The sequence below is a fragment of the Psychrobacter sp. ANT_H56B genome, from assembly GCF_008369245.1.
GTDB lineage: Bacteria > Pseudomonadota > Gammaproteobacteria > Pseudomonadales > Moraxellaceae > Psychrobacter > Psychrobacter cryohalolentis.
Map to the genome: position 1 here is coordinate 103,522 of NZ_VOBF01000003.1, position 21,701 is coordinate 125,222.

General features: G+C 41.8%; 20 protein-coding genes. 7 read left to right on the forward strand and 13 right to left on the reverse strand.

Annotated features, from left to right (window positions below):
* Positions 1-254 precede the first annotated feature (254 nt).
* Positions 255-1,202, forward strand: a complete 948-nt coding sequence (locus FQ082_RS05240) for an alpha/beta fold hydrolase (RefSeq protein ID WP_149492314.1) — start codon at positions 255-257, stop codon at positions 1,200-1,202.
* 240 nt (positions 1,203-1,442) lie between these two features.
* Here the strand turns inward: FQ082_RS05240 and FQ082_RS05245 are convergent, their stop codons facing one another.
* Positions 1,443-2,489: an NAD(P)H-dependent flavin oxidoreductase gene (locus tag FQ082_RS05245; RefSeq protein ID WP_149492315.1), complete on the reverse strand. Its 1,047-nt coding sequence runs from the start codon at positions 2,487-2,489 to the stop codon at positions 1,443-1,445.
* 237 nt (positions 2,490-2,726) lie between these two features.
* Here FQ082_RS05245 and FQ082_RS05250 point away from each other — a divergent pair, with 237 nt between their 5' ends.
* Entirely contained in the window at positions 2,727-3,698 is a 972-nt protein-coding gene (locus tag FQ082_RS05250; protein WP_020442426.1) for a GTP pyrophosphokinase family protein, read from the forward strand.
* Positions 3,699-3,918: 220 nt separating this feature from the next.
* Here FQ082_RS05250 and FQ082_RS05255 read toward each other — a convergent pair whose 3' ends face one another.
* The 4 genes from FQ082_RS05255 to FQ082_RS05270 form a co-directional block, all read right to left on the reverse strand.
* Positions 3,919-4,296, reverse strand: a complete 378-nt coding sequence (locus FQ082_RS05255) for a DsrE family protein (protein ID WP_011512403.1) — start codon at positions 4,294-4,296, stop codon at positions 3,919-3,921.
* A gap of 246 nt (positions 4,297-4,542) precedes the next feature.
* Positions 4,543-5,085, reverse strand: a complete 543-nt coding sequence (locus FQ082_RS05260; protein WP_149492316.1) for an acyl-CoA thioesterase — start codon at positions 5,083-5,085, stop codon at positions 4,543-4,545.
* A 52-nt stretch (positions 5,086-5,137) separates the two neighbouring features.
* On the reverse strand, positions 5,138-6,190 hold the full coding sequence (locus FQ082_RS05265; RefSeq protein ID WP_149492317.1) for a YheT family hydrolase: 1,053 nt from the start codon (positions 6,188-6,190) through the stop codon (positions 5,138-5,140).
* A 119-nt stretch (positions 6,191-6,309) separates the two neighbouring features.
* Positions 6,310-6,906, reverse strand: coding sequence for a YigZ family protein (locus FQ082_RS05270; protein WP_149492318.1), 597 nt, complete (start codon positions 6,904-6,906; stop codon positions 6,310-6,312).
* A gap of 198 nt (positions 6,907-7,104) precedes the next feature.
* Between FQ082_RS05270 and FQ082_RS05275 the strand changes: the two genes are divergently transcribed.
* Both FQ082_RS05275 and FQ082_RS05280 read left to right on the forward strand, forming a co-directional pair.
* Complete coding sequence (locus tag FQ082_RS05275; protein WP_020442431.1) at positions 7,105-7,809, forward strand: pseudouridine synthase; 705 nt, start codon at positions 7,105-7,107, stop codon at positions 7,807-7,809.
* A 325-nt stretch (positions 7,810-8,134) separates the two neighbouring features.
* Positions 8,135-9,220 (forward strand): disulfide isomerase DsbC N-terminal domain-containing protein, encoded by a 1,086-nt coding sequence (locus FQ082_RS05280; RefSeq protein WP_149492319.1) that lies wholly within the window; start codon positions 8,135-8,137, stop codon positions 9,218-9,220.
* Between the two features lie 137 nt (positions 9,221-9,357).
* Here the strand turns inward: FQ082_RS05280 and FQ082_RS05285 are convergent, their stop codons facing one another.
* Complete coding sequence (locus tag FQ082_RS05285) at positions 9,358-10,011, reverse strand: DUF2939 domain-containing protein (protein WP_041772353.1); 654 nt, start codon at positions 10,009-10,011, stop codon at positions 9,358-9,360.
* Between the two features lie 484 nt (positions 10,012-10,495).
* Between FQ082_RS05285 and dnaJ the strand changes: the two genes are divergently transcribed.
* From dnaJ to FQ082_RS05300, 3 genes are all read left to right on the forward strand, one after another.
* Complete coding sequence (gene dnaJ / locus FQ082_RS05290) at positions 10,496-11,632, forward strand: molecular chaperone DnaJ (protein ID WP_149492321.1); 1,137 nt, start codon at positions 10,496-10,498, stop codon at positions 11,630-11,632.
* A gap of 170 nt (positions 11,633-11,802) precedes the next feature.
* A complete protein-coding gene (gene dapB / locus FQ082_RS05295) occupies positions 11,803-12,633 on the forward strand; it encodes a 4-hydroxy-tetrahydrodipicolinate reductase (RefSeq protein ID WP_149492322.1) in 831 nt (276 codons plus the stop codon).
* Between the two features lie 102 nt (positions 12,634-12,735).
* Positions 12,736-13,653, forward strand: coding sequence for a hypothetical protein (locus FQ082_RS05300; protein WP_149492323.1), 918 nt, complete (start codon positions 12,736-12,738; stop codon positions 13,651-13,653).
* 95 nt (positions 13,654-13,748) lie between these two features.
* On the opposite strand, the gene FQ082_RS05305 is transcribed toward FQ082_RS05300, so the two are convergent.
* From FQ082_RS05305 to gshA, 7 genes are all read right to left on the reverse strand, one after another.
* A complete protein-coding gene (locus FQ082_RS05305; RefSeq protein WP_011512413.1) occupies positions 13,749-14,924 on the reverse strand; it encodes a type III PLP-dependent enzyme in 1,176 nt (391 codons plus the stop codon).
* 243 nt (positions 14,925-15,167) lie between these two features.
* Positions 15,168-15,722, reverse strand: a complete 555-nt coding sequence (gene def / locus FQ082_RS05310; protein ID WP_149492324.1) for a peptide deformylase — start codon at positions 15,720-15,722, stop codon at positions 15,168-15,170.
* A 235-nt stretch (positions 15,723-15,957) separates the two neighbouring features.
* A complete protein-coding gene (locus FQ082_RS05315) occupies positions 15,958-16,212 on the reverse strand; it encodes a GlsB/YeaQ/YmgE family stress response membrane protein (RefSeq protein ID WP_011512415.1) in 255 nt (84 codons plus the stop codon).
* A 314-nt stretch (positions 16,213-16,526) separates the two neighbouring features.
* Positions 16,527-18,044, reverse strand: a complete 1,518-nt coding sequence (gene mpl / locus FQ082_RS05320; protein WP_149492325.1) for a UDP-N-acetylmuramate:L-alanyl-gamma-D-glutamyl-meso-diaminopimelate ligase — start codon at positions 18,042-18,044, stop codon at positions 16,527-16,529.
* Positions 18,045-18,333: 289 nt separating this feature from the next.
* On the reverse strand, positions 18,334-18,957 hold the full coding sequence (locus tag FQ082_RS05325; RefSeq protein WP_149492326.1) for a copper resistance protein NlpE N-terminal domain-containing protein: 624 nt from the start codon (positions 18,955-18,957) through the stop codon (positions 18,334-18,336).
* A 193-nt stretch (positions 18,958-19,150) separates the two neighbouring features.
* Positions 19,151-19,681, reverse strand: coding sequence for a disulfide bond formation protein B (locus FQ082_RS05330; protein ID WP_011512418.1), 531 nt, complete (start codon positions 19,679-19,681; stop codon positions 19,151-19,153).
* A 55-nt stretch (positions 19,682-19,736) separates the two neighbouring features.
* The gene (gshA, locus tag FQ082_RS05335) at positions 19,737-21,320 is read right to left on the reverse strand and encodes a glutamate--cysteine ligase (protein ID WP_410477378.1); all 1,584 of its coding nucleotides are present in this window, start codon (positions 21,318-21,320) and stop codon (positions 19,737-19,739) included.
* Positions 21,321-21,701 lie beyond the last annotated feature (381 nt).

Here is a 21,701-nt window from a genome sequence, read left to right on the forward strand (position 1 = left end):
TATCCTTTTGCAATATGCAGGCTGACTAAACAAAAGCGCTTATCATAAACCAGAAAGCGTCTACGGTCTTTATTAGAGCTGTAACCCCTCGGCAAACGCTATGATTATTTGCCTGTCATTTTTTTAGGCGATTGTCGAGCAATTTATAGGGGGTGGGTAGTTATTATGAGGGCTTAAACTTAAAATACTCTTGTGCTAGGATGATTATTTTTACCTCTTACTTCATTTTTATAGTTTTCAAAAAGGATATTTCGATGCTATTAAAACGCCTAGGTTTTGTTGCTCTACTAAGTCTTTCAATAGTTGGCTGTACCACCGCGCCCAATACCTTGGCGATAAATACCACTCAAAAGATTATTCAATATGAACGCTCAAAATCAGACCTTACGACTCAGTCATTTATGTTAAGCTCTGGCGATAAAATGGTCTATGCAGAAAACGGTAATGTCGCGGGCGAGCCTTTATTATTGATTCATGGCTTTGGCGGTAATAAAGACAACTTTACCCGTATCGCTCGGCAGTTAGAGAGCTATAATCTGATCATTCCTGATTTGCTCGGCTTTGGTGACTCTAGTAAACCGATGGCGGCTGACTATCGCTCAGAGGCGCAAGCGACGCGCTTACGCGAGCTACTGCAAGCTAAAGGCTTGGCATCTAACATTCATGTCGGTGGCAACTCAATGGGCGGCGCTATCAGTGTTGCTTATGCTGCGAAGTATCCTAAAGAAGTCAAAAGTCTGTGGCTGATAGATAGTGCAGGCTTTTGGTCAGTGGGTGTGCCGAAATCCTTAGAAAGTGCAACTCTTGAGAACAATCCGCTATTGGTCGATAAGAAGGAAGACTTTTATGCTATGTATGACTTTGTTATGTCTAAGCCGCCTTATATTCCTAAGTCTGTAAAAGCCGTATTCGCGCAAGAGCGTATCGCTAATAAAGCATTAGAATCCAAAATACTCGCGCAAATAGTTGAAGACAATGTTGAGCAGCGTGCCAAGGTTATCGCTGAATATAATATTCCAACACTAGTGGTTTGGGGTGAGGAGGATAAGGTCATCAAGCCTGAAACAGTGACGCTAATAAAAGAAATCATCCCACAATCACAAGTGATTACGATGCCAAAAATCGGTCATGTACCGATGATAGAAGCGGTGAAAGATACGGCGAATGATTATAAAGCGTTTCGTGAAGGGTTAAAGAACTAGTCATTTACATATGATGTTTTAAGTCGTAAATGATCCAACGTTTGATTAGATATGAGCTGTAGTCAGTTCTAAATAAAAGAAATACAAAAATTATAAGGTGCTACTGGTATCAAATTTTGTTGCTTACTGTGCTTACGCAGACAGAGGCTGCGAATAATTAATCCCAGTAGCACTGTATTCTTTTAAAACTGTATCTACTCTATTGTAGGCTGAGTTAAAAATCAGCCTACGTCGATCAAACTAACTCTCTCTTACCAGTAGTCGCTCTAGCAGTTCAACCGTGTGCTCTTGTCTGACCAAAGCGACGCCTTGTCCTGCCCATAAAGACTGATGTTCGGCATCGCGGTTTTTGGTTGCATGGGCACGCAAAAATTTGGTCATCGCATTTAATTGCGGGTAAGGCGGTAGCTCATGCGCGCTCTCAAATTGAACAAAATCATGCAAATAATCATTTAATAAACCACGAGCCTGTTTCCCTGAGAATAATCTGGTTAAACGCGTCTCAGAGCTGCGCTTACCTTGACTGGCATCGAGCAGCGCTTGCTTATAAGTGTCATTGATAGCGCATTTATCTGTGGTCAAAAATGCTGTTCCGATTTGCGCCAGCTCGGCACCAGCCGTTTGAACCGCTTTGATGTCCTGTCCGTTCATAATGCCACCAGCCGCGATTAAAGGAATATCGGTGCAGGCACGCGTTTGACTTATTAGCGTCAATAATCCCAATGGATCGTTTTCACTTTGCGGCAACCAACCACCGCGATGCCCACCCGCTTCGACCCCTTGCACGCATACCGCATCTGCGCCAATATCTGCCCATGCTTTTGCTTCCAATGGATGATTGGCAGTACCGACGACCCGTGTGCCTAGACTCTGCAAACGCTGCACCTGCTCAGCGCTGATAATGCCAAAGGTAAAACTGGCGACAGGAACGGGATTGTCATAGAGCACTTGTAGCTGCTCTGCAAAGCTTAGCGCTGGGTGCTTCGGTAGAGTAAATTCGATATTTTTCTCTTGATAGTAATTACTTAGCCAAGCAGGGATTTCGCTATCTAAAGCACTAGATTCATGCTCTGATAACACCATCAGATTGATCATAAAAGGACGATCGGTGAGCGATTTAATGGTGTTGATTTCACTATTTAAAACGTCTGGCGTCGTCATGCCCGATCCCAATGAACCCAGTCCACCAAACTTACTCACCGTCGCCGCCAGCTCAGGGGTGGTTGCTCCTGCCATTGGCGCTTGAACAATAGGATATGTCAAATCAAGGGTATTCAGTAAGGTCATGACAGGCTTCCTTGTTATTTTATGAGGAGGTTTACATGACTTACTTTAGCAAAGCTGGATGGCGTATGTGTTAGATAATGTTTATTTAGTTGCTGAATATAAGAGGTGAGGTTTGACTATAAAGTTGTAGTCAACTCATGCATCAAAATCTGTAATTATAAATTAATTTTTTTAATTATTTATAATGTAAGATACAATTATCGACTTCTCGTGACAATCTATCCAATGAGCTATAAAATGAATGCAATACTAAAAGAATATGACAATTCAAAAATTTTATTGGACAATTTAGATAGGACTCTTCTAAATTTAATAAATTCTCTACTCGAACAAAAAAGTATTAGAGTCCATCAAGTACAGACTAGAGTTAAAGATAGAGATAGCTTGGAAAATAAAATTATAAGAAAAAATGATAAGTACGGATCTTTAAGTGATATTACAGATATAGTTGGTGTACGTATTATTACTTATTTTGATGATGAAGTAGATCAAATTGCGGCTATGATTGAAGAAGAGTTTGTTATAGATCAGGACAACTCCGTAGACAAGCGGAAAATAGATAATGATAAATTTGGGTATAGAAGCCTTCACTATGTGGCTAATTTAAAAAGAGATAGGATAAACTTACCAGAATATTCTAGCTGTGGAGAGCGTAAGTTTGAATTCCAAATTAGGACAATCTTACAGCATTCTTGGGCAGAAATTGAGCATGGTCTAGGCTACAAAGGTGAGTTTGAGATCCCCTCTACTGCTAAACGTACTTTTTATAGAGTTGCAGCCCTTCTAGAACAAGCAGATATTGAATTTGTAAAATTAAAATCAACCATAGCCGAGTATGAGAGTGGTTTGAGTCAGAGTATCAAAAATAATCCTAGTCAAATTGAAATAAATAAAGCTTCATTAACTTCATTCATGACAACAAATGATAATGTGATTAATTTTGAAGATAATGTATTTTTGCATGAGTATGGTTTGGTTATCACGGAGCCAGATGTTGATAGCTTTGATCACTACCGATTAATAAATAGAATTAAAGACTTAGGTATTAAAAACATAAAGCAATTGGAAGAAGCTTATTTGAAAAATGAAAGACTGCTTAGGGAAAGTATTAAATCTATTTTTCCACTGGCAAGTAATAGTATCAAACGAGGTGATTCTGTGTTAATACTTCTAAATTATACATCTTCTAATTATGAAATTCAGAAGTAGTATAATCAAAATATTGATATCCCTTCAAATGTGGAGCTTTTGTTAGAGTTGTTCTGATAATTATTAGGATTTATAAGTTTATTCTATGCTGCCTAATAGTTCGTTTTAAATATTTTGTAAACTGACTTACTATACAAAAAAGAGGCTGGCCCTCAAAGCCATCAAAAGATGCTAAAGAAAGCCAACCTATTCTTATAGCTTTGCTTTTTAAATGTTACTATTAATTCAACTGCAAAGAACCTTTTGCATTCATCAGCAGCTCAACCACATCATCGCCACTAATGACCGTGAAGCGCTTATCAATGGCTGATTCTTCTACGCCACCATGTTTCATACACGCGCCGCAAACCAATACTTGACCGCCTTTTTCGATAAAGGCTTCTAGTAATTCGCCAGCAGGTTCAAAGGGATCACCAATATCGACATTATCTAAAGCGTTTGGCAATGCCAAATGCACCGCGTCCACCATCAATATGACTGATGCAGAGTGACCTTTTTTAAGTGCCACACCCGCCATAGTAAAAGCTAAGGTGATCTTGCTTGGGTTCGACTCACTATTATCAAACAGCGTACCGACATAATCCGTATTATTAACCATATTATTTTCCTTTATTAGACTGTTTCTAATTAGATAGTATTCAGTTGAGTATAAAACTCACTACTATCCTAACATTGATTATATTTATTTATATAATGTATTGTTAGCAAATAGTAGTTATAAGGTTAACTGATTGTGAATAGCTGTCTATGAAGAAATTGCTCATGACAAGCGGATTTTGACGAAGCGCTGCGATGCAAATGGTTAAATAACCAGTCCTTATTTTGAGGTAAGCCTAGCAAAAACCTAAGATTGTGGCGGCCATGGACGGTCGGCATCACTGACAATCCATTCTGCCACATAGCCGCTCGGCGGTAGCTGCCAATCCGATTGGTCTAAGGCTGCCAGTACTTGTGCCGTCTCGATGACCTTACCGCCTTTGGTGACGCCTGTACGTAGTAGTGCCGACGAGCAAGGCTTGCCTTTTACCCACATCGATTGCTCAATATATATCCAGCGCTCATCGAAGCCGACGATTTTGGTCTTCATGGTGACTTTTTCAAAAGCACGGATGCGTTTGCGATATTGGATGGTACTACCAGCGACGACCAAGCCCCAACGCTGCTTAAGCAGTTGCGTGCCAAGCCCGCTCCGTACTGCAAAGTCGGTACGCCCCATATCATAAAGGGTCAGCACGCGACCATTATTCATTTCCAAGAAATTATCAATATCTGTCAGACGGCAGCGAAAAGTAATCTCACTGGTTTCTTTGAACGTTAAAGTATTGCCTTTTTTCACTTGCAGCGCGGCATGGGCGATGGTGCTGGCGTAACGGATAAATGGATACATAAAGCAGTCTCAAAATATTTAAAGATAAAAATGGTGTTTTTTATTTTATAATTTATCTAGTTTTATTAGATGGCACGCCAATATGATTAAAGTAGGCACTCACGGTTTCAGGTATCCAGTTAATGTCAAACTTGGAGTTTTTACTTGGAGTTTTTACATTGCTATTGCTTGTACGATAACGCAAATAGCCGATATGACCACCATGTGCCGTATCCAAAATAGTGACACTGTCTGAGACATCATTGGGCGTGGCAGTAAAGCCAATAAAAGGATCGTCTTTGGCGCTAATAAGCAACAGCGGGCGTGTGACATTCCTTAAGTGAGGTAGGGCAGAGGATGAGTGGTAGTAATCATTATTAGAGCGGTAACCATGCCTAGGCGCAGTGAAGATATTATCAAAATCGCTAATGCGTTTTACCGCTTTGATAGAAGCAATCTCGTCTGCAGTAATTTCATTTGCCAAGGCTTTTTTGATAATCGGATTGAGTAAATAAGGGGTATAGATACGATGACTCAAAAAGCTATGCATCGTAATAGCAGCCGACGACATATCAACTGGCGCAGATATTACCGCTGCGCCGTCGCATAGCGCCTCATTACCATATTCACCCATATACTTTGCCAAGGCATTACCGCCAAGTGACACGCCAACCCCATAAATATGGGCGTAATTCTCATGCAAGTTCTCTAACATATGATGCACCTCGCCCGTGTCACCAGCGTTATAAAACACTTTGCCATTAGCGGGAATACCACCACAACTGCGAAAGTGAGCGACGACAAAATGCCAGCCTTGCGCGTGCATTTGATACGCTAACGCACGCGCGTAATGACTGTCACTGCTGCCTTCCATTCCATGAAATAGCACGATTAATGGTGTTTGTTCAAGTTTGCCATTTTCTGAATCTTGGACAGGATGGGCGTCATAAAAGTCATAAGCGATATCTGTTTCGCAAAGTGAATCTTGTTTAATCACGCGTCGGTAATTTGGTGTTTTTGGCGCAAAAAACTTTGGTAAAATACTTTGCAAGTGCGGATTGGTGAGCCAAAACGGCGGTTTAAAAGGGGCAGGTGCGAATGGTTTCGTCGACTTTGAGGTTGGCATATTTCAGTCTTATTTTATGTTCGTTAAAAAATCGTCTTTGAAAATCAGTGCTTTATCATATCCAAGGTCGTCGTCAAAACCAATGGTTTTCAGTGAACGCATGATTACTCATTTAATTCTTATAACTTATCTAATACGCGTCCATCCATCGCAAGACGTTCTTTTAAATGCTCGATATTTGCCTCAGCGAGCGTCACAGTCAAGGTAACCTGCTTACTATAGGCGACATTTTCGATGCTGCCATTTAAGCTCTCAATGACATAGCGGCACTGGGCTTCAGTGGCGAATTTTGCCAGTATTTGTACTGTGATCATAGGAACATAGGAACTTAGTATCATCTCATCCACTGCTGCTTGCGCTGAGCCTGCATAAGCACGGGTCAAACCGCCAGCACCGAGCTTGATACCACCAAAATAACGGACAACGATAATAATGACATTGCCGATAGATTTATGTTGCAAGACGTTTAATATCGGTCGTCCTGCGGTGCCATTGGGCTCGCCATCATCGTCAAACCCTGCACTGGTGGTGTTATTGGGATCGCCAATAATATACGCCCAACAGTGATGACGGGCATCAGCATATTGCTCACGTAGTTGTTCCACATGAAACATTGCCTGCTCACGCGAGGTCACTGGATAAGCATAGGTAATAAAGGCAGATTTTTTGATTTCTAAGCGTGCAGTGACGGCACGTTTTAGCGTTTGATAGCTCATATTTCATCAGGCTTAGGTTGGATATGGTAAACTTGTCTAACTTTCACTGTTGTCCGTATTTGGCGCAGTGTAAATTTCATTTTTCATTATAGTACCACTTCTGACCATTGAAGATAGCCAACAACAGACGTGCACGTGTATGCATCGTTGGTCTTTGATTGAGAGTGAGTATCCCAAAACGGATGGTAGGCAAATCGTATGCGTCTAGATAAATTTCTGAGTAAAGCCACTGAGCTGTCGCGTAAAGAATCTAAAAAAATTCTGCACGCTGGTGAAGTCACAGTAAACGAGCAAGTCATTAAAGATCCCGGTGTACATGTCGATATCGTTAATGACGATGTACAGTGGGCAGGCGAGCCATTGTCGGTCGCCACTGGCAATCGCTATATCTTACTTCATAAGCCTGAGGGCTTTGAATGTACCCTAAAGGCTAAAGAATACCCAATCGTCACTGACCTTATTGCGGTGCCAGAACTTGGCAGTTTACGTATTGCTGGGCGTCTTGATGTTGATACGACTGGTGCATTGCTCATCAGTGATGATGGCGGCTGGCTACATCGCGTAACTAGCCCAAAGCATGAACATGCCAAAGTCTACGAGTTGACGTTAGCAGATGCTATGGATAGTGACGCTCAAGCCAATGCTATTAAAGAAGTTGCTAAAGGCATCCTTTTAGAAGGTGATCACGAAGAAACCAAGCCTGCGACCCTCGAGTTCATCGATGAAACTCATGCGCGTTTAACCTTAGAGCAAGGTAAATACCATCAAGTAAAACGTATGATGGGCTATTTCGGTAATAGAGTGGTTGAGCTACATCGTGCTAGTGTCGGTCATATTACTTTAGACGGGTTAGAAAAAGGCGACAGTCGCTTCTTAACACCAGAAGAAGTAGCAAAATTTTAGAGTTATAGCCTATTAGGTTATACAACCATGCTTTAGAAAAATTACTTCAAAATCAGCAGCCACTCAATAGTATGCTGCTTTTTGCATTCTGCTACTCAGCTATTTCTGTAAATTAGCATTAGTGGCTGCCTGTGTTGCCTATCTCTTAAAGCTCAGTAGCAGTTTTGCAAAATTAAGTCTTTAATACTTTGAAAACCCCCTCCTTGTGCTACAGTCAGCCTAACTTTTTTAATCTATATTTTTACATAATGTTATTTACTGCTCTTTTATTAAATAGGCATGAGTGAATAACGATCATTATTAAAAACCAGATAGGACGGTCTCTGTGAAACTCCCTGTATTAAAATCCGCAAGTTTGATTGGTGTTATGTTGTTAGCAACCACTGCTTGCGCGCAGCCGAACACTGCCGATATGACCAATAAAACAGTCAGCCAAAAGGTTAACAACAGCGCCCAAGCTGGTCAGAATATGAAAGCTATTGGTACAGTCAGTAAATCTGTTGATAGCCGTTTGCGCCAATTGCTGACTCAAGCAGGTATTAAAACGCAGATAACCTCGATTGCACCCTCTAAATTACCCAATATGTACCAAGTCAATTTAGCTGAGCAATTGCCACTGCATATCACTGAAGATGGTAAATATGTCATTCAAGGCGAGCTGCAAAAGAATCCAAGCAAGCGAGTAGTAACCAAAACGCCAGCGCGTAGCAACAGCGCGCAAATAGGTAAGCCTGTCAGTGCCAGTATCAAATCTGACATATTGGCAAATATGGGCGCGCTTAAGAACATGAGTAACAAAACACCGTTCTTTTACACTGCAGTACCGGGTGTGATTTGGGGTGCGACTTTAGAGGGCGTACCGTTCTTGTTATCAGATGACGCCCAGTACATCACCGATGGTGAGATATCAGTCATCGAAAATGGTCAGTTTACTGGGCTTGATAACCGCTTTGAAAAGCTTAAAAATCAATCTGTCCTAACTACATTGGATACTAAGCAGCTAATTACCTATCCTGCCACCAGTGCTGAAAAAGCGGTAATTTACGTAGCAACGGATGTCAATTGCCCTTATTGCCGCAGATTACATAAGCAGATGCCGATGCTTAATGCCAAAGGCGTGACGATAAAAACCATTGGTTATCCGATTTATGAAGCGTCGCCTGAGCAAATGCGCGGTATCTGGTGCCAAGGTAATGAGGATAGTCGTCGTAAAGCGCTTGATCAGGCGATGCTACATGGCAAGATGACACCAGCGCCTGCATCTTGCAAAAATGATGATGTGGCAGGCAATCGTGAAAAAGCGGCAGGTCTAGCTGTTATGGCAACTCCTGCTATTTATCGTGAAGATGGCGTATTGTTTCAAGCGAGTTTTGAGAGTCCTGAGTTTTTAGAATTCTTGGGAGTAAAATAAGTCGTTGATATTTCTATAGTGTGATATTTCTATAATAGTTATGATGGATATCATATTGAATAAGAAATAAAAACCCGCCCTATGAATATAGCTCATAGGGCGGATTTTTATTCATATAACAGTTGATGGTAGCAAGTCTATTGCGGCAAGACGATATCGACGATTTTCCAGTTAATTAAACCCTCACGCTGCATCTCTATCGTCAAAGGATAGCCTTTTACTTGACCGCTAATGGTAAAGCAGTTGATGCCGCAGTAGCTCAATTGGGGTTTGTCACTGTCAGTCCCTTGGGCTGCCTGCTGTTCAAGCTCATCAGCTTGCTTTTCCATGATTTGCTGCATCTGATTTTTGACCACAGCATTAACATCACCGCGATGAATAATCAGATTTTGAATGAGATTTTTTAAATCGACTTGATTGCTAGCGATTGCCCACGCTGCTGCCAGCTCTTTAGTGGCAGTGTTGGCTTGACCTTGGGTATTGATGACTTTTTCGATATTTTGCGGTGTGATGGCACCAGCGACTGCTTGCATAATAAAACCATTAGCTGCCTCTTTTAGTGGTTCGCCGCCAAGCTCAGCGACCAATGGGTATTTTGTCATGGTCACGGCAAATTGCTCAGTGAGCTGGTTTTGCATACTTGGGCGTACTTGCTCATAGTCGATAGCTGCCGCGATAGTCGCACCATCTTTGGCATCATAAGCCTTTTTAAGCTGATAAGCGCTGTAATAAGGCGAGCCTGCATAGATAGTAACGGCAATGACAATTAATAAAATAATCAGCTTTTTCATAAAATCGATACCTTGATACCAGCGTAATGGCGATGAGTATAAATAGGACTTTAAAGAGTAATGTTCGAGTACAGTTGGCTTAAAATAAAAGAGCATCACCTTTAGTAGCATTCATGTTTTAAACGGACTCGACTACCGCTATCTATATGGCGATAAATACTAGCATGGCTGAGCATTATGTAGGTATAAAAACCTTTGTTCATTCCTTAATGAATTCTTTTTAATATTAACTAAAGAGTCTAATTAACACTTTGTACTTCTGCCAACTTGATAAATGGTGCTGCCATCTCCATAAATAGCGCAAACTTTTAATAATTGATTTGACTAAGCAGCACCCCACTGTATTCGCTGGTAAGATTTATACGTTTATCATCACTGTTCTCTGTCTTCCGCTATGTTTCATGTGAAACATTTTTTGCGATGATGAGCAGTATTAAACGATAAAGCAACCAAGCGGTGGACTGTGAAGACGATAGGAGAGCCCATGAGTAAGCGCGATTTTTATGAAATACTAGGTGTCAGTAAGACCGCTGATAACAAAGAGATCAAGCGAGCCTACCGCAAGCTTGCCATGAAATACCATCCAGACCGTAACTCTGAAGACCCAGATGCTGAAGAAAAATTTAAAGAAGCATCGATGGCTTATGAAGTATTAAGTAGCGAAGAAAAACGCTCAGCCTATGACCGTATGGGTCATGCTGCTTTTGAAAACGGTATGGGCGGTGGTGGTTTCGGCGGTGGCGGTGGTGGGAACTTCCAAGATATCTTTGGTGATATCTTTGGCAACTTTGGTGATATCTTTGGTCAGTCACGTGGCGGCGGCGGTGGGCGTTCGCGTCGCGGCTCAGACTTACGTTATGTGATTGAGCTGACTTTAGAAGAAGCGGTGCGCGGCTGCAAAAAAGAAATCAGCTTTACCGCTCCTGCGCCTTGCGATACCTGTGACGGTAAAGGCGCAAAAAATGCCTCTGATATCGTGACTTGCCAAACCTGTCATGGTCAAGGTCAAGTTCGTATGCAACAAGGCTTTTTTGCCGTTCAACAGGCCTGCCCACATTGTGGCGGTACTGGTAAACAAATTAAAAACCCTTGTTCTGACTGTCATGGTAATGGCGTCAAAGACAAGTCACGCACGCTAGAAGTTTCTATTCCAGCAGGCGTTGATGATGGTGATCGCGTCCGTTTAGCAGGCGAAGGCGAAGCGGGCAGCGCTGGCGTACAAAACGGCGACTTATACGTCGAAGTACGTGTCAAACAGCACAACGTCTTTACCCGTCAAGGTGCCGATTTGTATATGGATGTGCCAGTTAGTATCACTGATGCAGCACTCGGTAAAGAAGTTGAAATCCCAACCTTAGATGGCAAAGTCAAAATCAAGGTTGCAGAAGGCACACAAAGCGGTAAATTATTACGTGTCCGTGGTAGAGGTGTGACACCAGTACGGACGACCATGAAAGGTGATTTGATCTGCCGTGTGGTCATCGAAACACCAGTGAATCTGACTCGTGAGCAAAAAGATTTGCTACGTCAATTCCAAGATACACTGGATGGTGATAGTAAGCATCAGCAGTCACCACATAAAAAATCTTTCTTTAAAAAGATTGGCGATTTGTTCGACTAACAGTATTTGGTATTTGAATGAATAACTGATAAAAGCTCGATAGTTTCACGTGAAACTATCGAGCTTTTTATTGGTGCTATAAAAAACCATTCATAAGCTGATATTTGCTAAACTTAGCCTAATAAATTTAAAAACCAGCGTATTAAAAATAAAGTACTTAGGATAATTATATGAGTCAGCCAGAGAATAAAAAAATGATTAATGTCGGTGTCATCGGTGCAGGGGGTCGGATGGGACGTATGCTTATCGAAGCGATACAAGACAATCCACAAACGATATTAACTGCAGCGATTGAGCGTCAAGGTTCAAGTTTGGTTGGCGCCGATGCGGGTGAAGTTGCTGCGGTCGGTCGATTGGATGTGCAAATAGTTGATGATTTACAGTCAGTGATTAATAAGATTGATGTATTGATTGACTTTAGCTTGCCTGCTGCTACTGAACAAAACATGCAAGTCTGTGCTGAACACAACGTCGCCATGGTTATCGGCACGACAGGATTTAATGAGCAGCAAGAGCAAGTATTGGCAAAAGCGAGTGAGCAAGTTGCTATCGTTTATGCGGGTAACTATTCAACAGGCGTTAATCTTTCATTAAAGCTATTAGGTATGGCTGCTAAAGCTTTTGGCACTGATGCTGATGTAGAGGTGATTGAAGCGCATCATAAGCATAAAATTGATGCGCCATCAGGTACTGCTTACATGATGGCAGAAGCTGTGGCAGAAGCACGTGGACAGAACCTAAAAGACGTCGCTGTCTATGGTCGTGAAGGACAAACTGGCGAGCGAGAAGCAGGGTCGATTGGTATTCATGCGATACGTGGCGGTGAAATCATCGGCGATCATACGGTGATGTTTATTGCAGATGGCGAAGTGGTTGAAATTACCCATCGCGCGCGCGCAAGAATGACGTTTGCTGCTGGCGCTGTGCGTGCCGCTACGTGGATTGTTCAACAATCAGCTGGACAATATAATATGCAGGATGTCTTAGGTTTAAATGACTAGACTTTAACGAGCAAAATTTGAATTATTAAGGTTTTTTTCTCATGGTTTGGTAGCTGCTGAGTATGGCTTTTGATAGCGTTTAACTATTGCTAGAGGTCAATTATGAATAAGTTTAGTGAAAATCTAATAGCGAGTTTTGGTCGAAAGCTGGCGATTATAAAAACTGCCAAAACCATAAGTTATGGACGCCAGATAGCATTTATCCTAAGTTTAACTGTAGTGCCAATAGTCGTACAAGCAGCTGCTTATCAAACCTATGTCATTCATACGTATGGCGGTGATGCATTGCTACCTTCCGTTCGTCAGCAGTTAAATGCTAGTCGCGACGGCGGTACGGTGTCGATTTATCAAGATAAGCTAGTGCTTCGTACCACTGCCAGCAACTATCAGGTAGTACAAAAGCTATTGGCACAGATTGACCGTCAGCCACAGGCATTGACGGTCGCTGTGCGTGTCGGCAATAATAGCAGTGCTCAGGGTAATATTCAGCAAGGGCAGGTCACTATTAGTAATAGCGGTATCCAAGGCGTAGGGATTATCAACCAGAGTAATAGCCAACAACAAACAAATAATTTATATCAAGTACAAACCTTGTCAGGTAGCGCGGCAAGCATCAGCACTGGTACACTCTACGCACTAGATCAAAACTATACTGCCAATAGTTATCCAACCTATCCATCTTACAACCGTCCAGTAGGAAGGATTATTATCCAGCAGCTCTTATTGCCAACGAGCCAAGGTATTGCGGTCACGCCAAGGCTGCTTGCTAATGGACAAGTCGAAGTACAATTGACCCAAATTGAAGAAAAGCTCGTGCGTGCCAATCCTTCTTACAATCGCTATGGTTACAATAGTAGTGTGCAAGGGCAAAGATTGAATAGCACCATTATTGTGCCACGTGGACAATGGGTGACTATCGGGCAAATCTCTCAAAACAGCCAAAATCAGACCGCAGGTTATGGTGGCAACCAAAACAATAGCCGTAGCAATGATGTGCCAATATCGCTACTATTACAGTAGCTAATGATAAATACTATAGCGAAATAAACATAAAAAAGCGCGGCACTGTTATTCACAATGCCGCGCTTTTTATAGTAACGATTATTTATCACAAATTAGTCAACATAGACTACTTCTAACGGTGGAAAACCATTGAACTCAATAGATGAGTACGAGTTGGTATAAGCACCCGTAGTTAACCAAAATATCTTGTCACCAATCTCCAGCTCTTCTGGTAGCTGATAACCTGCCTCTTCATACATAATATCAGTTGAGTCACAAGTAGGACCTGCTAATACCACCGTACCCGCGCTGGTTGAGGTTTCCATTTTAGGTGTATAAACGGGATACTTGATAGCTTCACCTAAGGTTTCAATTAAACCTTGAAATAAACCCACATCGGTATAGACCCAACGTGTCAGATCAGTATGCGATTTACGAGAAATCAATACCACGTCACTAACCAGTACGCCTGAACCGCCAACCAATGAACGACCGGGCTCTAAAATAATCTCTGGCATATCTTCAGCACTATAGTCATCGCTTAAGTAGCTTTGAATCTCTTCAGCATAGACTTTGATAGGATTGACTTCGCTCAGATAGTTTGCCGGAAAGCCGCCACCCAAATTAATCATTTGAAGCTTTATGCCTTCTTCGTTCTTCATCCAATCAAACATATATTTAACTTTGGCTAAAGCATCATCCCAAGCGGCAACGTCTTTTTGCTGACTGCCCACATGGAATGAGATGCCATAAGGTACCAAGCCCAATTCTTGCGCTTGAATCAACAGTTCAATCGCCATATTGGGGTGACAACCAAATTTGCGTGACAATGGCCATTCAGCGGTATCTGACCCTTGTACCAAGATACGTACAAATATTTTTGAGCCAGGTGCATGTTTTGCGATGTTTTTTAAATCTGCTTCTGAGTCGGTCGCATACAAATCAACCCCTTTTTCAAAGGCGTATTTGACATGTTCAGGCTTTTTGATGGTATTACCATAAGAGATACGTGAGGGCTCAACGCCGCAGTCAAGCACGCGATCAAGCTCATAAATCGATGCACAGTCAAAGTTTGAACCAAGCTCAGCAAGCAGATTGATGACTTCAACAGCAGGGCTTGCTTTCATCGCATAATGGATTTTAGCATGAGGAAAAAAACCAACCATTTCATGATATTTTATTTTAATGCGATTAAGATCAACCACCAAAAATGGCGTTTCACGACCTTCAGCCGCTTTAGTAAATTTCTGCCAGCCGGCAGGGTCAAAATATTGGTCGATTTTAATCATAGTAAGACCTTTAATAAAAACAGTATTTAATGAGAACAAGGAATGAAGCTAACAAGGAGTGATGCTAACCAGAACTAATAATAAAACCCAAATTCTTTACGCTAAAATCTAAGCGTTCAATCGTCGCCTTATCGCTGCGCTATGTGCAGTATCTAAAACAGACAGCGTTTAAAACGTAGCATAAGCCATAACAAAACCACTTGACGATAAACGTATGTGAAATCAGATTATCAGAGAAATAGATTAAGAGTTTGCTGGCTGTGGCTCTTTTTCCGCTACTTGCTCGCCCTGTTTTTCACGTATTTTAAGGACTTTGCGCACCTTATCACGCGCACGTGTCTGTTTCAAACGCGACAAATAATCGACGAAAATCACCCCATTCAGATGATCCATTTCGTGTTGGATGCAAACGGCAAGTAAGCCTTCTACTTCTTCATCAATCTTATTGCCATTCTCATCTAGGGCTTCGATACGCACTTTATTTGGGCGCTCAACTTTGTCATAGACGTCTGGCACGGACAGACAACCTTCTTCATACGGCTGCTTTTCTTCAACCAATGGCGTCACTGTTGGATTGATAAACACTCTTGGGCTGTCTTTATCTTCTGATAAATCCATCACGATAAGCTGAATATGTTGATCCACTTGGCTTGCAGCCAGACCGATACCTTGCGCCTCGTACATGGTCTCAATCATATCGGTGATTAAGGTTTTGATTTCAGCAGTGACTTCCTTGACAGGCGTTGCAATCGTACGCAGACGCGGGTCGGGATAGCTTAAAATAGGGAGTAACGCCATAAGGCTCACCTCAATGATAAAGATAAAAAATAGGTTTGATATTATAAGATAAATGGGGACAAAAGTAATGCTTATCAATAGCTAAAGAGAGATATCCTGACTGATAAATATAAGAAAAATATAGTAATAATGTATTGATAGAGGAATTTGAAACAATAAAAAAGGCCTTGATTGCACAAGACCTTTATTTTATGTATTCGTTATTGAAATATAGCAGCTATTTAGCTGTGTCCAATTATACGCGACGTTTACTCATAATCATCTCATAGATGAACAGTAAGATAATCGCACCAATTACTGAGAAGATTAGACCAGTGAAACCGCCATCAGCATTAATACCAATTAGGCCAGCAACGAAACCACCAAGCATCGCACCAACGATACCCAATACAATCGTCATAATCCAACCCATAGGATCGCTACCTGGCTTAATCGCACGTGCCAATAAACCTGCAACCAGACCAACAATAATCATCCAAATAAAGCTCATATCAATTCTCCTAAAGTGTCTATCATTTATAATGGTTTACTTATTTTGTTGAATCCATTGTAAACATTATCGAGATCGAGAAATAAGCAAAAAATGTTACCTGTGTATGGGCTCTGTGAGGAAAAAGCGATATTTGCTATTTAGCAGGGGAAATAGGTAAATGGGGTGTTACAAAGGTAGTAAAGTCGATAATGAAATGACTATATGTCTCTATCAAAGTAAAAATAGTTTTTTATAAGTATAAAAAGAAATGAAAAGGCGTAGCTCATTATTAATGAACTACGCCTATTACTCTACAGGGTTATAGAGCCAGACTAACTATTAGCTAAAGCAGTTACTAAACGCTGATGAATACCTTCAAAGCCGCCATTAGACATAATCACAATCGCATCACCAGCCTTGGCATATGTGCAAATATGAGTAATGATATCTTCTACACTAGAGAGTACCTGTTGGCTGCCAATATCTGGATTTGCGATAGTGGCATTATTAATGACTTTTTTTAGACCCCACTCCAGTCCGATAGGCTCATACCATAAGGTATGATCGGCGAGAGCAGCGGACTGCGCCAAGCTGTCTTGATGGATACCCATTTTCATGGTATTGCTACGTGGCTCAATAATTGCCCAAAGCCGTCTATCAGCTAGCTTTTTCTTAGCACCATCCAAAGTAGTGGTAATTGCCGTTGGATGATGAGCAAAATCATCAAAGACTAAGATATCATTGACATCGCCAATCAGCTCCATTCGGCGTTTAATACCCGCAAATGCTGATAAAGCGGCACAGGCAGTTTTAACACTGACGCCGATGTTATAAGCCGCTGCGACAGCAACCAAGGAGTTATTCACATTGTGAATGCCACTCATCGACCAATCGACGACTCCCGTGGCTTCTTTATCAGCAATATCAGCCGCAAAACTAACAGCAAATTGACCACCATCTGCGCTGATAAGTTCAGCTTGCCAATCGCTACTATCTTTCACATGCTTATCTTTTGCGTCGGTATTATCTGTTGCATAGGTATTATGTGCCGCTGAGTCCAATACTGCTGTCCGCCAAACGGGTGTCCAAACACCTTTCGCTAACGTTGCCTCTAAGCTGGCAGTCGCTGTGGGCATAATGATTTTGCCAGTGCTTGGAATCATGCGCACCATATGATGAAATTGGGTCTGAATAGCATCAAGATCCGCAAAAATATCCGCATGATCAAATTCAAGGTTATTTAAAATAGCCGTACGCGGACGATAATGTACGAACTTTGAACGCTTATCAAAAAATGCAGAATCGTATTCATCTGCTTCGATAACGAAATAGCCAGTATTTGCTGAATCGTCATTATCAATTTTGTCAGCACCCAAATAACTGCTGTGAGCAAAGACTTGCTGCAAGTGTGCATCAGCAGTATCAACAAGTGGCACACCACCGATTAAAAACCCCGTGTCGATACCGGCATAATGCAGTATCCACGCGAGCATGGTCGTCGTCGTGGTCTTACCGTGAGTACCTGCCACTGCAATGACATGGCGAGATTGCAATACTTGCTCAGATAAAAACTGGGGTCCAGAGGTATAGCGTAGACCTGTGTCCAGCATATATTCGATGACATCCATACCGCGCTTCATGGCATTACCAACCACGACCAAATCTGGTGCTGGTTGCAAATGCGCCACCAGATAGCCTTGCTCAATGGTCACGCCCGCGTTTTCAAGTTGGGTGGACATCGGTGGATAAACGTTGGCATCTGAGCCCGTGACCGTATGCCCAAGCTCGCGCGCTAGCAATGCCAGTGAGCCCATAAAAGTACCACAAATACCAAGAATATGAATATGCATAGACGTTCCGTACGAGCTTGAATAAGAGGAATGAAAATCTAACGTAAGCCAATAAAAGAGATTGCTATATTTTGGCTGAGCTAATATTTATTTTAGCAAATTACTATTTAAGCCAGTACTCTTTTATGTTGAGCCAACGACCGTAGTACAGCAGGCAAGCGCTCATTGTAAAGTAATCATGGTTCTTTGACCAATAAAAAACGCCTAGTAAATAGGCGTTATCAAAATTATAAAGTAGTCGGATTTAGTGTTATCTCAAAGATGCTGTATGGCGTTGCCATTCACGCATTTATTGACGTGCTAAAGCATAGTTTTCATCAGGATTTTTATACTCATCCATCATGATCAAGTGATTGTCTTGAATTTGATAGGTTTCGATATTTTTTTTCTCATAAACGATAGTAATTACATCATTATCTTGACGATAGACACCGGATTCTATCAAAGGCGGTTGCGGCGTTTTAGCCTGATTAAAAACACTGGTTTTCAATACTGAACCGTCAGCGAATAAGTTTAGCGTGAGGTCGATACTGCCACAAGATGGGCAAGGGACAACGCCACCATAATCGCCCATCAAGGTCGCTTGAAGCATACTGTCGCTATTTGCTGCTGAAATCATCGGTGAACGTGCTGAGTTATCATTCGAGTTTGCTGTTGCAATAAGTGCCTGTCCTTCTTGATCACTGTCTTCATTAGCTGATGCTTTAGCACTATTGTCTTCTAAGGCAGGTTCATCATTATTCAAAACGTTACTTTGGTCGCTGTTAATCGGCGCACCTTGGGTATTTTTATTTGTAGAAGAAGAGGCACTGTCACAACTCACCAGGGCGATACAGACCGGTACGGCTAATAATAGGCGTAGACAGCGGTTGTTAAGCGAGGAAGCAGAAAATACAGGCGAAAAATTTATCATAGTATTACCACAGAGCAGATTTTTAAACAATATTGCTAATTACAACTGATGTCATTTTGACTCTAAAATCAGCGTAAAAACCACATAGAACGAAAACGACTAGAGTAACGACAATAAGCCCGCGTTGCGAGCTTGATTTCGTTAAATTATGTGATAAAAATGGAGAAACTATGAATAGCGCGCCGTGCGTTATTTATCGAGCGAGAGGCTTAGGAGTAGCAGGACGTACGATACGCCATAAGATAAGCAAATGGGTCAGTATCAGAATACTAAATAAAATCAAGGATTGTTCAGGGATGCTTAAGCCCAGAAACGTCCAGTCAATAGAGGCGCATTCACCAGAGCCCGCAAATACTTCTTTTAATACCTGCTGCATAGGCAAGGTATCAAGCCAATAATCCAAACCCGGACCACATGACGGGACTTGATCTGCTGGTAAATGCTGTAGCCAGACATGACGTCCTGCGACTATCGCCGCCCAGCCGATACCCGCTAAACTACCAAGCCAAAGTAGTAGTCTGATAACCATCGATTTTGGATGAAACAAAGCGGCGATTAAAGCAAACCCGCCCATGATCATCAGACCAATCCGCTGAAAAATACAAAGTGGGCAAGGTGAAAACCCCATATAACGCTGTAAGAAAAATAGTGCAAAGCTCATGCCTATCGCGGTCATTATGACTAAAAACACTTGCAGATTACGGTAAGTGGTTAGCTGTAGCATGGGGCAGATACTCTTATAAAGTGCTTGTTAATAAAGGACAGAAAGATATGAAAGATTAACGATATTGCTGCAAGAAATCCATAAAATCTTCTGTTTCAGCTGCTTCTATCTCCGCTTGTTGTAAGATGGATTTTTCGGCGAGCACTTCATATTTTGCTTGGGTATTTGGACTGAGGGTCTGCTGCAATAACGAGTCGCGATGCTGCTGCGCTAAGGTAAAGCCCAACTGCCATAAACTGCCCAAGCGCTTGCTATCAGAGTTCACTTGCGCTGAAATAGTTGACTCAGAGTGACCAGCTTTGCCTTGCATCAAGGCAACTGCTGCACGATAATCATTGCCGCCATAGTGTGCATCTAGTAGTGCCGCTAACGACTGCATACGATTTAGATGCATCAGCATCCAGCTCTCTAATGATTGCTCGGCACCATTATTAAGGATTTGTAAATTGTCACGGCGACCTTCATTAACGACGCGCTCAAGATTGATAGCGAGCGCATCTTCTTCCTCAGGCATTAATTCAGGGGAATCACTAAGCAAGCAATAAAGCGCCATCACTTCTAAAAAGCAGGCACTAGATAAGCGGATACCGATATCGCTATAAGGGTCCAAATCAATCGCACGAAACTCAACATAAGCGATACCACGACGCTCAAGTGCTTCAGTTGGGCTTTCGCCACTCATGGCTATTTGTTTAGGACGAATAGGGCTGTAGTATTCATTTTCTATTTGTAGAATATGATTGTTGATTTGAATAGGATTGCCATTCTCGTCATCTAAGCCGAGTTTCTCAAAGCTTTCGTGCGGGGTTTGAATTGCACGGCGCAGACCTTTGACATATTCGGGCAAATTGTTGTAGCGGATATCAAGGTGCTCTTGCACGCTATTGGTGTAACCAAGTTTACCCATACGCAGGCTGGTAGCAGTTGGTTTATAATAGGTTGAATTATTGAACATCTCAAGGTCGTGCTCAATCCCTGAAACAAAACAAGGGCAAACACTCGGACTTGCGCCCAATAAATACAGTACCAAACTGGTCAGGCGCTTAAAATTACGAATCAGACCCAGATATTTATCGTTTTTAAATTCTGTTAATGTCAGAGATTGTGCAGTAGGCGTTTGTGTTTGCCATGCAGTGAATAAATCGTCACCAAATGATAAATTATAATGTAAACCTGCAATGGTCTGCATCCGGCGACCATAACGAACACCAAGTCCACTACGGTACAAAGTTTTCAATTTACCCGTGTTAGAGCTACCATAGTCCGCGAGCGGAATATCTTCATCATTTGATGACAGCATACAAGGCATAGACAGCGGCCACATCAGCTCATCTTCAGGCATACCTTTATAGACCAATAGATGCAGCTGACGCAGCATATTTAGCGTCTCTTTTGGTGATGACTTGGGGTCGGTAATCAGCTCAAGTAAGCTTTCAGAGTAATCCGTCGTAATAAAAGGATGAGTCAGCTTGGAGCCGAGTTTGGCAGGATGCGGCGTTTGGGCCAAATAACCATCAGGCGTCACGCGCAATCCTTCTTTTTCGATACCACGTAACATGCCTGCTAAATGCTCGCTGGCAAACCAGTTTGGAATATCAAAATCGACAAAGCTACTCGCAAAATTACTCATAAGGATCATCTGTTGTTATTGGTTATTATTGATTAAAAAACCATCAATGGCTAATCGGAAAATAGAGAATAGTGACTTCAGTTTAGCCCAAAGACAGGCTAAAAACCACGCACGATTACAAATACGGTCAGTTTTACTGAAGGTGAATTCCACATTGTTTGGCAGAAAATCTAGCCATAAAATAGCAGTAAAGCCCTAAGAAAGTTGTGACTTTAATTGATCGTTTGTGCTTATTTTCTTGAAAGCTTTTATGGAGGGCAACTCTATTTTTATCAATAGCCAATGCACCCAAATTTTTACAGGAAAAATATCTGAAATAAAAAGCACCTACCAATCGGATAAGTGCCATAGCAAAACAATTCTTTATATAGTCATTGGATATTAAAATAT

Excerpts from the sequence above, each read along its gene's own strand:
- FQ082_RS05240 (WP_149492314.1), top strand. The coding sequence starts at position 255 with ATGCTATTAAAACGCCTAGGTTTTGTTGCTCTACTAAGTCTTTCAATA.
- FQ082_RS05245 (WP_149492315.1), bottom strand. The coding sequence starts at position 2,489 with ATGACCTTACTGAATACCCTTGATTTGACATATCCTATTGTTCAAGCG.
- FQ082_RS05250 (WP_020442426.1), top strand. The coding sequence starts at position 2,727 with ATGAATGCAATACTAAAAGAATATGACAATTCAAAAATTTTATTGGAC.
- FQ082_RS05255 (WP_011512403.1), bottom strand. The coding sequence starts at position 4,296 with ATGGTTAATAATACGGATTATGTCGGTACGCTGTTTGATAATAGTGAG.
- FQ082_RS05260 (WP_149492316.1), bottom strand. The coding sequence starts at position 5,085 with ATGTATCCATTTATCCGTTACGCCAGCACCATCGCCCATGCCGCGCTG.
- FQ082_RS05265 (WP_149492317.1), bottom strand. The coding sequence starts at position 6,190 with ATGCCAACCTCAAAGTCGACGAAACCATTCGCACCTGCCCCTTTTAAA.
- FQ082_RS05270 (WP_149492318.1), bottom strand. The coding sequence starts at position 6,906 with ATGAGCTATCAAACGCTAAAACGTGCCGTCACTGCACGCTTAGAAATC.
- FQ082_RS05275 (WP_020442431.1), top strand. The coding sequence starts at position 7,105 with ATGCGTCTAGATAAATTTCTGAGTAAAGCCACTGAGCTGTCGCGTAAA.
- FQ082_RS05285 (WP_041772353.1), bottom strand. The coding sequence starts at position 10,011 with ATGAAAAAGCTGATTATTTTATTAATTGTCATTGCCGTTACTATCTAT.
- dnaJ (WP_149492321.1), top strand. The coding sequence starts at position 10,496 with ATGAGTAAGCGCGATTTTTATGAAATACTAGGTGTCAGTAAGACCGCT.
- dapB (WP_149492322.1), top strand. The coding sequence starts at position 11,803 with ATGAGTCAGCCAGAGAATAAAAAAATGATTAATGTCGGTGTCATCGGT.
- FQ082_RS05300 (WP_149492323.1), top strand. The coding sequence starts at position 12,736 with ATGAATAAGTTTAGTGAAAATCTAATAGCGAGTTTTGGTCGAAAGCTG.
- FQ082_RS05305 (WP_011512413.1), bottom strand. The coding sequence starts at position 14,924 with ATGATTAAAATCGACCAATATTTTGACCCTGCCGGCTGGCAGAAATTT.
- def (WP_149492324.1), bottom strand. The coding sequence starts at position 15,722 with ATGGCGTTACTCCCTATTTTAAGCTATCCCGACCCGCGTCTGCGTACG.
- FQ082_RS05315 (WP_011512415.1), bottom strand. The coding sequence starts at position 16,212 with ATGAGCTTTATTTGGATGATTATTGTTGGTCTGGTTGCAGGTTTATTG.
- mpl (WP_149492325.1), bottom strand. The coding sequence starts at position 18,044 with ATGCATATTCATATTCTTGGTATTTGTGGTACTTTTATGGGCTCACTG.
- FQ082_RS05325 (WP_149492326.1), bottom strand. The coding sequence starts at position 18,957 with ATGATAAATTTTTCGCCTGTATTTTCTGCTTCCTCGCTTAACAACCGC.
- FQ082_RS05330 (WP_011512418.1), bottom strand. The coding sequence starts at position 19,681 with ATGCTACAGCTAACCACTTACCGTAATCTGCAAGTGTTTTTAGTCATA.
- gshA (WP_410477378.1), bottom strand. The coding sequence starts at position 21,320 with ATGATCCTTATGAGTAATTTTGCGAGTAGCTTTGTCGATTTTGATATT.